This window comes from Streptomyces sp. CB02980 (genome assembly GCF_014451325.2).
Lineage (GTDB): Bacteria > Actinomycetota > Actinomycetes > Streptomycetales > Streptomycetaceae > Streptomyces.
Genome location: NZ_JACSCH020000001.1, coordinates 84,746 through 97,136, shown reverse-complemented (window position 1 = coordinate 97,136; position 12,391 = coordinate 84,746). Strand labels below are relative to the sequence as shown.

The 12,391-nt window shown below is 67.3% G+C and carries 11 protein-coding genes and 4 pseudogenes; 8 read left to right on the top strand and 7 right to left on the bottom strand.

Features of this window, described 5'->3' with window-relative positions; translation table 11 throughout:
- Window positions 1-117: 117 nt before the first annotated feature.
- Window positions 118-1,206 (bottom strand): helix-turn-helix transcriptional regulator, encoded by a 1,089-nt coding sequence (locus E0F75_RS00540; protein WP_187620432.1) that lies wholly within the window; start codon window positions 1,204-1,206, stop codon window positions 118-120.
- 744 nt (window positions 1,207-1,950) lie between these two features.
- Between E0F75_RS00540 and E0F75_RS00535 the strand changes: the two are divergent.
- The 3 genes and pseudogenes from E0F75_RS00535 to E0F75_RS00525 form a co-directional block, all read left to right on the top strand.
- Window positions 1,951-2,298: pseudogene (locus tag E0F75_RS00535) on the top strand (DUF5954 family protein); the annotation flags it as partial.
- Window positions 2,299-2,374: 76 nt separating this feature from the next.
- Window positions 2,375-2,722: pseudogene (locus E0F75_RS00530) on the top strand (transposase family protein); the annotation flags it as partial.
- 33 nt (window positions 2,723-2,755) lie between these two features.
- Window positions 2,756-3,097, top strand: a complete 342-nt coding sequence (locus E0F75_RS00525; protein WP_187620431.1) for a hypothetical protein — start codon at window positions 2,756-2,758, stop codon at window positions 3,095-3,097.
- Window positions 3,098-3,599: 502 nt separating this feature from the next.
- On the opposite strand, the gene E0F75_RS00520 is transcribed toward E0F75_RS00525, so the two are convergent.
- The 3 genes from E0F75_RS00520 to E0F75_RS00510 form a co-directional block, all read right to left on the bottom strand.
- Window positions 3,600-3,821: a transposase gene (locus E0F75_RS00520; protein ID WP_187620430.1), complete on the bottom strand. Its 222-nt coding sequence runs from the start codon at window positions 3,819-3,821 to the stop codon at window positions 3,600-3,602.
- Between the two features lie 191 nt (window positions 3,822-4,012).
- A complete protein-coding gene (locus E0F75_RS00515; protein ID WP_187620429.1) occupies window positions 4,013-4,678 on the bottom strand; it encodes a response regulator transcription factor in 666 nt (221 codons plus the stop codon).
- Window positions 4,679-4,714: 36 nt separating this feature from the next.
- The gene (locus E0F75_RS00510; RefSeq protein WP_229312397.1) at window positions 4,715-5,887 is read right to left on the bottom strand and encodes a sensor histidine kinase; all 1,173 of its coding nucleotides are present in this window, start codon (window positions 5,885-5,887) and stop codon (window positions 4,715-4,717) included.
- Between the two features lie 162 nt (window positions 5,888-6,049).
- Here E0F75_RS00510 and E0F75_RS00505 point away from each other — a divergent pair, with 162 nt between their 5' ends.
- From E0F75_RS00505 to E0F75_RS00495, 3 genes are all read left to right on the top strand, one after another.
- A complete protein-coding gene (locus tag E0F75_RS00505) occupies window positions 6,050-6,775 on the top strand; it encodes an ABC transporter ATP-binding protein (protein WP_187620428.1) in 726 nt (241 codons plus the stop codon).
- Window positions 6,775-8,112, top strand: coding sequence for an ABC transporter permease (locus tag E0F75_RS00500; RefSeq protein ID WP_194479884.1), 1,338 nt, complete (start codon window positions 6,775-6,777; stop codon window positions 8,110-8,112). Before E0F75_RS00505 ends, E0F75_RS00500 begins: the two co-directional genes overlap by 1 nt.
- A gap of 197 nt (window positions 8,113-8,309) precedes the next feature.
- On the top strand, window positions 8,310-9,050 hold the full coding sequence (locus E0F75_RS00495) for a DUF4097 family beta strand repeat-containing protein (RefSeq protein ID WP_229312396.1): 741 nt from the start codon (window positions 8,310-8,312) through the stop codon (window positions 9,048-9,050).
- A 46-nt stretch (window positions 9,051-9,096) separates the two neighbouring features.
- Here E0F75_RS00495 and E0F75_RS00490 read toward each other — a convergent pair.
- Window positions 9,097-9,458, bottom strand: a pseudogene (locus E0F75_RS00490) (transposase family protein); the annotation flags it as partial.
- A gap of 3 nt (window positions 9,459-9,461) precedes the next feature.
- On the opposite strand from E0F75_RS00490, the pseudogene E0F75_RS00485 reads away from it, so the two are divergent.
- Window positions 9,462-10,072: pseudogene (locus tag E0F75_RS00485) on the top strand (IS5 family transposase); the annotation flags it as partial.
- 41 nt (window positions 10,073-10,113) lie between these two features.
- Here E0F75_RS00485 and E0F75_RS00480 read toward each other — a convergent pair.
- On the bottom strand, window positions 10,114-10,464 hold the full coding sequence (locus E0F75_RS00480; protein WP_229312395.1) for a hypothetical protein: 351 nt from the start codon (window positions 10,462-10,464) through the stop codon (window positions 10,114-10,116).
- A gap of 603 nt (window positions 10,465-11,067) precedes the next feature.
- Entirely contained in the window at window positions 11,068-11,370 is a 303-nt protein-coding gene (locus E0F75_RS00475; protein WP_229312394.1) for a hypothetical protein, read from the bottom strand.
- 434 nt (window positions 11,371-11,804) lie between these two features.
- Here E0F75_RS00475 and E0F75_RS00470 point away from each other — a divergent pair, with 434 nt between their 5' ends.
- Window positions 11,805-12,248 carry a hypothetical protein gene (locus tag E0F75_RS00470; RefSeq protein ID WP_187620424.1) on the top strand — a complete coding sequence of 148 codons (444 nt, stop codon included), beginning with the start codon at window positions 11,805-11,807 and terminating at the stop codon, window positions 12,246-12,248.
- Window positions 12,249-12,391 lie beyond the last annotated feature (143 nt).

Here is a 12,391-nt window from a genome sequence, read left to right as displayed (position 1 = left end):
ATCGGACTCTGATCCCAGAGTGGGCCGGATCCGGGGCGAGGGGAGTCCCTGAAATAAGGGATGGACGGGGCGTGGGGCAGCACTACGGGCTGCCGCCTACCGCCACCGGTTGCGGGCTCAGCGGGTCAGCGCCGTGATCAGGTCGTCCCGGCCGTAGGCGCCCGTCTTGCGGAATACGGCCTTGAGATGGTCGTTGACCGTGTAGGGGGAGACGCCGAGGCGCCGGGCGATCTGCTTGACGGCCGCCCCCTCACGGAGCTCGGCGACGACATCGCGCTCCCGGGCGGTCAGGCCGTACCGCGCGCAGAATGACGGGACGACGAGGTCGCCCGTAGCGCCCTGGACGACGACGGCGACATCGCCGGTGCCGTCGGCGTCGAGGGGCTCGGCCTGACAGGTGAGCCATCTGCCGCAGACGGCTGGCGGCAGACACACGAGCGGCGCTGAAGACTCGGCCCCATGGGTTCCGACGCCCCGGACTCCGCTTCCCGGCGCGGCGGCCTTCTGGGCATCGGCTCGGGCCGCGAGGGAAAGACCGACGAAGAAGAGGTCCGACACCCACGGCGGAATCACCTGCCCGCTCCCCGTCGACCACTGGTCGTGCCATGCCCGCGCCTGCGGGCTGACCGCCTTGACGCGGTGGTCGGCACCCACCACGACCACCCCGGGCCGCAGCGCCGGCACATCGGGCTCCGGGCACAGCGGGCCCGACGTCCCATAGCGGCGCAAGGCCTCCACCAGCGCGGGCCGGAGCCGGACCGCCCGCGCCGCGTCCTCCTCGCCGAACGGACGGCCCCCCGCCGACCGCAGCAGCCGGAGCACACCCCACACTCCCCGCGCGTCGGCCAGCAACAGCCGGAGCTGCGATCCCGCCCCGTGCGCGGCCAGGAGCCGGTCCACGTCACCGCCGTCCGGCTGCCCGCCTGCTTCGATCGCCCCCGTGCGGCCGACCGGCCGGTGCGGGTCCCCCTCCACGTCCCGGTGCACGACGAGAGCCCTCACCAACGCGGGCTCGTACCCGTGGCAGAAACTGAAGCCGCCCAGCAGAGGGCCCGAGACGGGATCCGTGCCCATCAGGCTCAGCGCGTCATGCGGGACGACGGGGGCGAGCAGCCGCGAGATGCCCTCCCCGGCCTCCTGCGGGTTCGCACTCAGGCTCGCGGCGTCGTACACGCCCCGCGTCATCCGTCCGTCATCGAAGAACATCAGGCCCACGGTTCCAGTCTCGCGTCCAGAGCGCCGCCTCGCCAAACAGACCGCGCGGATCGAACGGTTGACCTCCTCGCTGGGGCGCGCGCTTCGCACATGCGGCTTGGCTGCCGGTGAAGTGCCCAGGCGCCGTAGAGGCCGCCCTCGTCGTGCTGATGAGGAAGGACCAGGCAGAGAGACTCGGTGTCGGCCGCAAGTTCGCGGGCGGCGGCACAGGGAAGCTCATACGCCGGCTATCACACCTTCGAGTGAAGGTTCACGCAGACGCATCCGGTGCGAGGTCCCAGTAGCTAGTCCAAACCTGTACCGCGTGCGCTGTTTCGGTCCTGATCGGGAACGGCGCTCGCGCAGCCCGTCGAGTCCTGGGGAGGGGTGGCGAGCGCGTTACCCGGTCCATGCTCCGCAAGCCAGAGCGGGAAGCGCCTGGGCCTGGCGGCCGACCGCCAGGCCTCTTTCGCGTCGGCGGACAGGCGGGTTTCGGTCGTCCTCTGCGCGGCGTGGTCTGGGAGCCCGGGCGCCAATCGAGGCGCTGGCCTCCGTGCCGCCTGAGCTGGACGGTCTCCCTGGGCGTCTGGCCGCAGTTCCCGTGGGAACGTGAGAAGTCGTCAGGCGGCAGATGAAGGGCGATGCGTGAAGATGCGGTCGGGATCACCTCGCAAGCGGCGCAGGTCAGGGAAAGACCGCAGGTCAGAGGCAGATCCTGGAACATGTCCTTGGTGAGCTCTACGGTGCGAACCTCTCATCCTCGACTGGAGCCCAGGTGCGGGCGCCCGCAGTCCGCGGGTTGACGACGACCTCGTCCTGGACCCGGACGTACCCCCCTCCCCGCTCCAGGCGGCTGAACGGCTGTCCTTGCGTTCCTCTGCCTACTCCGGGACCAGGTTCCTTGGCCCCGTACCGCACGACTCCGCGCGGGCTGTTGAGACTCACCCCGACGTCGTGCTCATGCCGGTGGCGTTCCTGATTGTCGAGCGGTCCGGCAACGAGCCCTGGACACCGGGCAGCGGCCTGCAGGCCACCGCCCACGACGCACGCCGGACCCTCGTCTTCGCCCTGACCTGGATGGAGCCGTGCACGCGCGGCCTGATCCCCTACGATGCCGAGCCGGACATCGACGCACACACCGTCGTCGCCGAGAACACCAGCCCCGCGGTCGCGGAGCTGAATCATCTGGGCTTCGCCGGCCCTGGCGGGCGCGGTCCACGACATCAGGGCAACCCGCTCCCACGGCCTGCTCGACGCCCTCAACACTGGAGGCATCCGGTGCTGGGCCGACAAGGCGTACCAGGGCTCCGGCCCCGCCGTCCGCGTCCCCTTCCGCGGCCGCTGGAACGAGCTCTCCGCCGGGAAGAAGGCCGTCAACCGCGCCCACGCGGAGATCCGCGCACTTGGCGAACAGGCCATGGCCACCCTCAAGTCCTGGCGCCTGCTGCGGAAGCTCCGCTGCAGCACCACCCGCATCACCGACCTCGTCAAGGTCGTCCTCACCCTGGAGCTGACCGCCCCAACCTGAGGAGGAAGCCTCGCTGCCTCCTATACTCCTGGCGTGCTTGACACCTCGAACCTCTTCCACGTTTCGTCCGTGCTCAATCGGCAGTCGATCGCACAGCATGGCCTGGATTGGACCCGGATGGGCGCCGCACGGGGAATCGCCGGCAGCCGCCGCCCCGAGGTGGAGGGGATCTTCGTCTGTCGAGGCGAGGAGGAAGCAGGGTTCTTCCTTCAGATCAACAACACCGGTGGGCCGATTGATATCTGGTCCGTGGACGGCATCGATGAGGGGTCGCTCCGCGACAACGGCAACGGATTCGTCTACCTGCCCAGCCGCATACCAGCCGCTCGAGTCCGCCTCGTGCGATCAGACGTTCCCCTGCAGCTTGGTTTTTGACTTCGCGCGGCGGTACGTCTGGAGGCAGGCCCACGCGGAATCTGGCTGCGAGCTCAGCGAAGGTGTGAGGGCAGCGAAGGTGGGCCAGGGTCGTCAGCGCCTGGCAGCTGCAGGTCAGCCGCCGCCGGGTGCCGATCTGTCGTCGCCGAACGGCCAACCCCCGCCGCAGCAGCCGCAGCGCGGAAGTGGACAGATACAGCCCGGATGGGTGGGCAATGACTCGGGGCTCTAGGCGGGAAAGGTTGCTGTTAGCCGACAACCCATCTACCTGGGGCTTCGTTGTCCCGTCACCGCGCCCCCTCGATCTCACAGCCAGGTTGGAAGAGGCTCCGCTGCCCGTCTTCCGCCGGTCGACCGGCGACGGACCGGTGTCGGCTCCCCCCTTTTCTTTCGCGCGGACGTGGGAGTCGTCGACCCACGCTCTGGACCAGTCCAGCTCGCCGGCCGCGTTCATCTCGGCGAGCAGGATCCGGTGCAACCGGTCGAAGACCCCGGCCTTCTGTCACCGCTCAAGGCGCCGCCAGCAGGTCTGGCCCGATCCGAACCCCAGCTCCAGCGGCAGCAGTTGCCAGGCGGTGTCGTTGCGGAGCACGTACAGAATGCCCTGCAGACACAGCCGGTCCGGAACCGGCCGCGGGCCGGGAGCCTTCTCCGGCCAGGGCGGCAGCAACGGCTCGATCAGCGCCCACAAGTCATCGTCCCCGATCCACGGCCGGGTACTCACACCATCCCGAACGGCCGAATCGCCACACCGGTCACGGCCGACCGGGACGCTTCAACAAGATCGTGTTACGAGCTCGTAGGGACCAGGATTCCGGGGCCGAAACGTGCTGAGAGCGCTCCCCAACCTGCGGCACCGACGCAGGGCTCACGGAGCTGTGGACGCTGCTGGACGGTGCCCGGGGCGGCCAATCCTCAGTTGTATTCGAACCAGGCCAGAATGGCCTTGACGCGCCGATTGTCCTCGTCGGGAGGCATGCCGAGCTTCACGAAAACGTTCGCCACATGCTTACTCACGGCAGCGCCGGAAAGAAACAGCTCCGTCGCGATTTCTGCGTTGGAGCGCCCTTCGGCCATGTGGGCGAGCACTTCCCTTTCCCGAGCGGTGAGCCGGGCAAGCGGCCCCTGTGGCGAGTCCGCGCGGGTGACGTGGCGAACAACCTCGGGGTCGATCACGACGCCACCTGCGGAGACCGTCTCGACAGCTCGCAGGAAGTCGGCGACTCTGCCCACTTTCTCCTTGAGCAGGTACCCGACGGCTCCGTCGGCACCCGGGCCGTTCAGAAGCTCCCTCACATAGGGGCCCGTGACGTAGGCGGAGAGAACCAACACCGGCAGGTCCCGGTGACGGGAGCGCAGATCGATCGCGGCACGCAGTCCGTCGTCGGTGTTTCTGGGGGGCATGCGGACATCCGTGATCACCATGTTCGGGGCGGCTCCGGCACGCACCAGCTCGTCGACCGCGGCAACCAGTTCGTCGGCGTCCTCGCATTCGCGGATGACATCATGAGCGTGGGAGGTCAAGATTTCCCGGATGCCGGCCCTTATCAGCACGCTGTCATCTGCCAGAACAATTCTCATGACCCCCCTCCCCGGGGAACGTCCTGCTTCAATTTATCACCATGGGGGTTGACTGGGAGCGGACGCCACAACCAGCGTCCCGCCACCCGGTGGGCTGAGAATTTCGAGATTCCCGCCGACACTTCGCATTCGCTCGCGCAGTCCGGCGAGCCCGGAGCCCGTTTCGATTCTCGCACCGCCGACACCATCGTCATGCACACGCACGTGTACGTCAGTCGTGGCGCATCGTAGGTCGATCCGAGCATTTCCCACGCCTGCGTGTTTCGAGATGTTCGTCAGGGCTTCGGACACCGTGAAGTATACGGCGGTCGCAGTCGGTGACGAAAGTTGGGTGTCATCGCCGGTGCTGGTCAATTCGACCCGCAATGGTGATCGCGCGGCCAGCTCTCGGACGGCGGCGATGAGACCGAGGTCGCTCAGTTCACGGGGATGGATGTCGCGCACCGTGTCCCTCAGCCGTTCGAGTGCGCGCTCCGCGTGAGCCTGGGCCTGCCGTGCCAGCCGCACGATTCGTTCCTGGTCGGCGGCTGCGGCCGTGGCCGTGGCTTCCAGCATCCCGAGACGCATGACGACGGCGACGAGTTCCTGTTGGGCGCCGTCGTGCAGATCGCGTTCGATGCGTTGTCGCTCGAATTCGAAGGCCGCTGTCAGTGAAGCCCGACTGGTCCGGAGCTCCTCGAGTTTCGCGAGCAGATCCGGGTCCCGGCTTCTGGAGAAGGCGCGCAGGAGGAAGTCGCGAAGAAATGATGTGCCGGTCAGTACGGTAGTGGTGACCGCGCCGAGAACGATGCCTGCGGGCATCGCCAGGAGGGTTTCCCCAACGGATTCAGGGGTGAATGGACCGACCTGCGCAGCGATACCGAAGAGCCAGAAGACGGGGGAGAACACCAACGCGGCAGCGCCGATGAATCCGAAGAAGGCCGCCAGCAGTGACAGTGCGGACAGGAGTACGGCGGTCACGAAAACCGGGAGGTCGGTGCGCCACATCGACCGTGAACGCAGCCGGAGTACCACCCACTGGGCCCAGCTGTGGTCAGAGGGTTTCAGGGGCATCGTCTCGACGCCGCACCACCGGGCTCTCGAACGGTCCGTCTCCGCCACCACCGGGGCCGAGACCGGCGCGACGAGAATGGAAAGCAGCAGAATCGGAAAAGCCATTGCCGCGATGCATTCCGTCAGCACCCTCCGGGCAATACGAATCTGCGCCATGCCCGCCATTGTCGCATACTGCGGATCGCGCAAAAGGTAGACCTAGGTCTACCTTCAAGCAGTGCAGACACCCGTGTGGCTCCCGCCGCGCCCTGCTTAGCTCGATGCATGCCTATCTCAGCTGCCGCTTCCATGCCGTGCATCCGTTTGCGCGGCCTACATATGGACTTCCCCGTCCCGGGCCGTCGACGCGAGACGACGCGCGTCCTGCATGATATCGACCTGGACATTCCCGAAGGCCGGCTGACCGCCATCGTCGGCCCCTCCGGGTCGGGCAAGTCGACGCTCCTGCTCTGCATGGCTGGTCTGGAGCAAGCGACCACGGGTTCCATCGAGGTCCTGGGAACGGATGTCCTGTCGCTCCCCCCTCGCAAGCAGGCCGCATTCCGCAGTGAGAACGTCGGATTCATCTTCCAGGAGTACAACCTCGTCAGCTCGCTGACGGTCGAGGACAACATCGCCCTGCCGGCGCGACTCGCCGGCCATCGGGTACCCAGGTCGAGGGTCGGCGACGCCATGTCGAGGCTCGGTATCGCCCAGCACGCGCGGCGGCGCCCCGACCGTCTCTCCGGAGGGGAACGCCAGCGCGTTGCGGTGGCCCGGGTCGTCGCGAATCAGCCGCGGATCGTCTTCGCCGACGAGCCGACCGGCGCGCTCGACCTCAAGTCGGGTCACGTCGTGCTCGATTGGCTGCAGGCCCTTCCCGCGCAGGGAACCACGGTCCTCATGGTCACCCACGATCCTCATGCGGCCGCACGTGCTGACCAGGTCGTGGTGCTGGGGTCCGGGCGAGTGCACGCCGTCATTCCTGGTGGCGACTCCCACGCGGTGAGCGATGCCGTCCTCGCGGCGCAGTCGGAGGACGAAGCGGGTGAGCAGGCGTCGTGATGCGACTTGTCCTGTCGGACATTCGGATGCAGGCGTCCATGTGGTTGTGGACGTTCCTGTGCGCAGTGGTCGGTGCGGCATGCTCAGCGGGCTCGGTCATCGCCATGTTCACCGCCGTCTCGGCAGCGCGGGCGGCGGGTGATGCGCGAATGGTCTCCGCGTCGATCGCACTCGGCGGCAACATCGTCTTCTTCACCGTGCTTGCCGCCGTGGGCATCGTCGCATCCACCGTCGGACTGACCTTGACGACCCAGCGACGCGATCATGCCCTGTGGGCGATCCTCGGGATCCCGCGCAATCGCATCAGATCCATTCTGCGCACGGAACTGATCGTGCTCGGCACTGCAGCCGGCGCGCTGGCAGTACCGCTGGCCCCTCTTGTCGCGAGCACCACCCTTGCACAGTGGACGACCACGGGACTCGACCTACACGGAGCCACGGCCGGATTCCAGCTCTGGCACGTCGGGGCGAGCGTGCTGTCCGGAGTGGTTCCGTGTCTGCTCGGCGGCTGGGGAGTCACGCGCCGCGCCGCCAAGACACCGGAGATGCGCGCGTTCCGAGACCTCTCTGATCCACCGGCGCGGCCCGGCGTCACGCGCAGCGTTCTCGCCCTCTGCCTCCTCGCCGGTGTGGTCGGGATGTGGATTCCCGGGCTGGGACTCGAACTCGAAGGCGGGATCGAACAGCGGACGGCCTTCGCTTTCGCCGGCGACCTCTTTCTCATCTGCCTGTTGCTGCTGATGGGGCCGTGGGTGCTCACACCTTTGATGAGGTTCTGGACCGCACTCCTGCCCTCGCGCGGTGTCGCCTGGCACCTTGCCGTGCAATCGTGCCGCACCCGCGCGGCGAGAAGCGTCGCCACGGTGCTGCCCTTCGCCCTCTCCCTGTCGTTCGTCGGACTCTTCATGGTCATGGGGAACGTCATGCCCGGAAGCGCCGCCGGGCTGGACGATGTCCTGGTCGTGCTGGGCTGGGTCTTCGTCGTGTCCTGGGTCGGCGGCCTTGCTGTGATCGCTCTGGTCGGGCGGGAACGCACACGTGATTCCGCCATCGTGGCGGTCGCCGGTGCGCGACCGGGCGTGGTCACCCGATCAACGATCTATGAGGGAGTGATCTACGCGGGGACGGCGATCATCTTCGGTGCGATCTCCATCGCAGTGACGAGTGCCACTATCGCCGTGGGCGCCAAGATCAGCGTCGTCCGGGTTCTGGACGGCCTCCCCTGGGCGACTCTCGGTGTGCTCGCCGGCGTGACGCTTGTGACCACCTGCCTCGCTCTGGCTCTCCAAGCCGCCCGTGTGTCGCGCACGGTCGCAGCCCGGGCTCTGCGCTCGTGAAGCAGGGCGACGTCCGTACCTGTCGCCGCGACAGCAGAATCCCCCGCCCGGTATTCAGGTTGCCTGCTGACGCCACGGAACGAACTCGCCACCGATGCGATCGCGCCCTTTGAACCAACCACCACCATGAACGGCATGCGTCACCTGCATGTCCAGAATTACGAAGGAATGAATCAATGCGAATGAGGCCTCACGTTGTGCTCGCCCTCGGGGGCGTCGCGATCCTCGCTGTCGCAGCAACGGGATGCAGCCCGGACGGTGCCCCGGCGAACGCAGTCGTGGAATCGAAAATCTTTGATTTCAGTGGGGACAGCCTGACCGTGAAGTCCGACTCCGCCGACCTGGAACTCGTCGCCGCCGATGTCAAGGGCGTTCGGGTGACGCGGCAGGTCAGCGGTACGAAAGTAGGCGGCGAAATAGAATCCGGATGGCAGCTCGAAGGGGGCGTTCTCACGCTCTCGCTGGACTGCACGGGCCTCTCCGTCAACTGCGGTGCGAAGTACACCGTGAAGGTACCGCGCGACATCGCGATCACTGTCGAAAGCAACAAGGGTCTTGTTGAAGCCACGGGCTTCACCGCTGATTTCTCGGCCAAGGCCGACGACATGCGGTTGTCGGACCTCAGCGGGCCCCATCTGGATCTGGAAGGCCGGGACGGGACCATCGAAGGCGACAGGATCTCCGCAAGGTCGGTCACCGTCGCCTCACGGAACGGCGACAACGAGCTGAACTTCGCCTCCGCACCTGACCTCGTCGATGTGCGAAGCCAGGACGGCGACGTTCGGCTTGGCCTGCCGGACGCGACGTACGCAGTCGACACGGCCGCCAAGAAGGGCGACATCGCAGTAGATGTCATGAAAGACGACACAAGTGACCATGCCGTGAGGATTCACACCCGTAACGGAGACATCGTCATCGGCAAGAGGGAGGCGCCTTGATGGCTGTACCGTAAATGACCCTTGGGACGGTGTCAGCGAGCCTCTTTCATCCTGCATAGTTGCAGGTCAGCAGCGCGTGGACAGCCTGGATGGCGGTGCTCATGCGGCGGGTGGAGCATCCGGCTCGTCGTAGGAGCCGCCAGGACTTCAGCAGGGCGAAGACGCGTTCGCCGAGGGCTCTCAGCCGGGCGTGGTCACGATTGAACTGCTGGTAATGCGGGGCTGTTCGCGGTGGCGGTAGTACGGGGGGCGGAAGGTGGCGCCGGCGCCCTGGTAGGCGCGGTCCGCGAGGACGAGGATCTGCCGGGTGCGGCAGGCCTGGACGATGCCGTGGGCACGGGCCGCGGTCACGTCGTGGGTCCGGCCGGGTGTCGCGCGGGAGAGCCACAGCGGTGTGCCGTCGGGCCGGCAAGGCTCATTGCACGCCTCCAGCTGGATGCTCAGCGAAGAGACAGCCGCTTCCGCTGGTCAATCGTGTGCGTGGACTTGACGACGGTTCGAGCACATCAGCACGCGGCCGGGGCCCGAAAGGTGGGCCCTGGGAAGGCGAAGCCCTCGGCCGGTCACGCGGCGGGCTGACCGGCAAGATCCACCTTGCGTGCGACGGCCAGGGCCGCCCGCTCGCTTTCACTGTCACGGGTGGGAATGTCAACGACTGCACCCAGTTCGAGGCAGTCATGGACCGGATCAAGGTCGCTCGGCCGGGCCCGGGACGTCCCGGGACCCGCCCCGACCGCGTGGTCGCGGACAAGGGCTACTCGGCCCGCAAGCTCCGCGCCTACCCGCGACGACGAGGAATCGCCTGCACGATTCCGGAGCGGATTGACCAGATCAACGGACGCCTCCGCCGCGGCGAGAGCATCTGTCGGCTCGATCGGGCCGCCTACCGGCGACGGAACGTCGCCGAACGCTGCTTCAGCCGACTCAAGCAGAACCGGGCCCTGGCCACCCGCTACGACGAACGAGCCGTCCACTACCAAGCCATGGTCACCCTCGCCCGCCTCCGCCTCTGGCTCCCATGACTTTCCGGACACCTCTAGGGCACGGTCGCTTCGAAGGCTGTCTACGGTGCGAGCCGCTCCGCTTGCAGCTGCGGTGCCAGCCGATGCGTCGTATTGAAGGCCGGAACCGAGGCACCAATGCCTCCGGGGCCGGTTGCCTGAGCGGCCTTGAGCCCGATCCTGTCGCCGACGCTCAGCGGCAGGATCGTGGACACTTCCTGCGAGTTCTCGCGGCCGCCCGCCAAGTCCCCGGTGTCCGAGAGGTCGTAGGCGGCATTGGTGCCGTTGACGGTGATCCACAACTCGCGGCTCCCATTGACGGCCAGGTTGCTGAGTTCCCACATGATCCTCCCCTTGAGGAGGTACCGTCCGGGGGTCTTGACCACCAAGGTTGAGGTCGTCGGATCGAACATGGAGTCCGTGTCGTAGACGGCGCCATCGAAGGTGACCGCAGTAGCAAGGCCGAGGGGCGGGAAGGTCTGTCTGGTGGTGGAGAAGATGCTCGCGCCGACATTGATCGTGGGACCGGCAGGCCCGGTTGCTCCGGTTGTACCCGTGGGACCGGCAGGCCCGGTTGCTCCGGTTGCACCCGTGGGACCGGCAGGCCCGGTCGCTCCGGTTGCACCCTGCGGCCCGGTCGGGCCCGTCGCGCCTGTGCTTCCCGTTGGTCCCGTCGGACCGGTGACGCCGGCCCCGTTCTCGCACTCGTCGTCGTGCCAGTTCTCTCGGCAATGATGAGGGTCTAGGACTGCCTGGCTGACCGCGCCGGTCGGCTCGTGCGCGATGGTCGCTAGGGCGGGGCTGCTGAAGCCCAGAATCGCGAGTGAGAGCGACGCCAGCGCGCCACCGGCAATCCACTTGCCTCTTCGGGGGAGTGGGCCGAGGACCGGCCGATGGACAGGACGCATGCGAGGCTCCTTCGAGAACCCAAAGGGCATTTGGGGTGATCTTCACCCCCTTGGCGACATCGGTCATCGGATTATGCGACTTAAGAGCCTCCAGGAAGGATCAGTCTTTTAGCGCATCAAAAAAGATGATCCGCTGAATCGAAGCGGGCCTCCGGCCAGCAGGTTGACGGCGGCGGGCCAGCGGGCTGCGACCTCGGCGGCCGGAACGGCTGCCAGGTGGGCGGGCAGCGCGACCAGGACCACGACCAGGCTCAACGCCTTGTTCAGGATGACCGCCGATAGAGCGGCGAACCCGAAGAGGCCGATCAGCAGAGGCAGGCGGAAATCCGCGCCGCCCAGTCCGATCATCCCGCCGAGCAGGCCGATGGCCGCGCCGGTGTCGAAGACGGATCGGCACCGAGCGCTTCGCACCAAGCGGGACGAGGGGCTCGCGGAGATCGAGAAGGACCTGATCCTCCGCCGCAAACGCGCCGAGGCCTCAGCGGTCACCTGGGCGCAGACCACCGACAGAGAGCCTGCTTTCGCCCCCACCGCTTCCTGGACTCGCGAACCGGCCGACGCCATCAGCGCCGAAGCTGCCCGGCAGCAAGCGCACGGCTGGCACCACCCGAGAAGGAACACCGGGTTCCACCGGCTGTTGCTGGCAGTGCTCCGCGAACACAGCGATGAGCTCGCCGCCCGGATCGACACACCTTGCGGAAGTGACCTCTGGGACAGGCCGCTGCCTGGCTTGGCTGAGAAGTCGCAGGGAACGAGATCAGCAGCCAGGCTGGAAAAACGGATCGACGGCCCTGCGCTCCACGGGCGAGGATGCCGGGCCATCACTCACGCTGCCTGGAGATTCCGTGGGATCCAGAGACGCCGACATCGACTTCAGTTTCACGTGCCCGACCACTGTGCGAGCCGTTCTGGACGCCCTGACCGGGGTGGGCTGGTCCGCGGAGGTGCCACTCGGGTGCGTCACGTACATGATCAACGACGCGGACGACAGGTACGAGTGGTACGACAGCACTCCCGACGGCATCGGCGAGGTGCTGGCGCTGCTGGACGCGCCCAGAAACCTGCCGTACACAGTGGCCTTCAACGTCTACCACCCGGAGGCGGGGACCGGCGGCACGCTCATGTTCATGCCTGGTCGCACGGACGTCTCCTTCGTACCTTCCGGCGACCGTCGGCGCATCCCGGCGGCGCCGGAGTTCACCGACCTCTCCTGGTACCTGCACGCCCTCGTCCCTGCCCTCATCACAGCAGGGCTCGAAGGTTACGAGGCCAGAGAGTTCCGTTACTGACAACGTCGGCACAGTCGCGGGCCCGCCCTGTCAGTGACCGACGAGCGCGCCGTTGTCACTCAGCAGGGTGTAGGTCCGGGCGTCCGGCTCGCACGTAGTCCAGGTAGTCGCCACCGGCCACACCCTGGCTGCACAAGCGGTCG

Bases quoted from the DNA above. Each gene is read 5' to 3' on its own strand.
- E0F75_RS00510 (WP_229312397.1), bottom strand. From the start codon at position 5,887: ATGGCGCAGATTCGTATTGCCCGGAGGGTGCTGACGGAATGCATCGCG.
- E0F75_RS00515 (WP_187620429.1), bottom strand. From the start codon at position 4,678: ATGAGAATTGTTCTGGCAGATGACAGCGTGCTGATAAGGGCCGGCATC.
- E0F75_RS00540 (WP_187620432.1), bottom strand. From the start codon at position 1,206: ATGTTCTTCGATGACGGACGGATGACGCGGGGCGTGTACGACGCCGCG.
- E0F75_RS00480 (WP_229312395.1), bottom strand. From the start codon at position 10,464: ATGTTCGATCCGACGACCTCAACCTTGGTGGTCAAGACCCCCGGACGG.
- E0F75_RS00505 (WP_187620428.1), top strand. From the start codon at position 6,050: ATGGACTTCCCCGTCCCGGGCCGTCGACGCGAGACGACGCGCGTCCTG.
- E0F75_RS00500 (WP_194479884.1), top strand. From the start codon at position 6,775: ATGCGACTTGTCCTGTCGGACATTCGGATGCAGGCGTCCATGTGGTTG.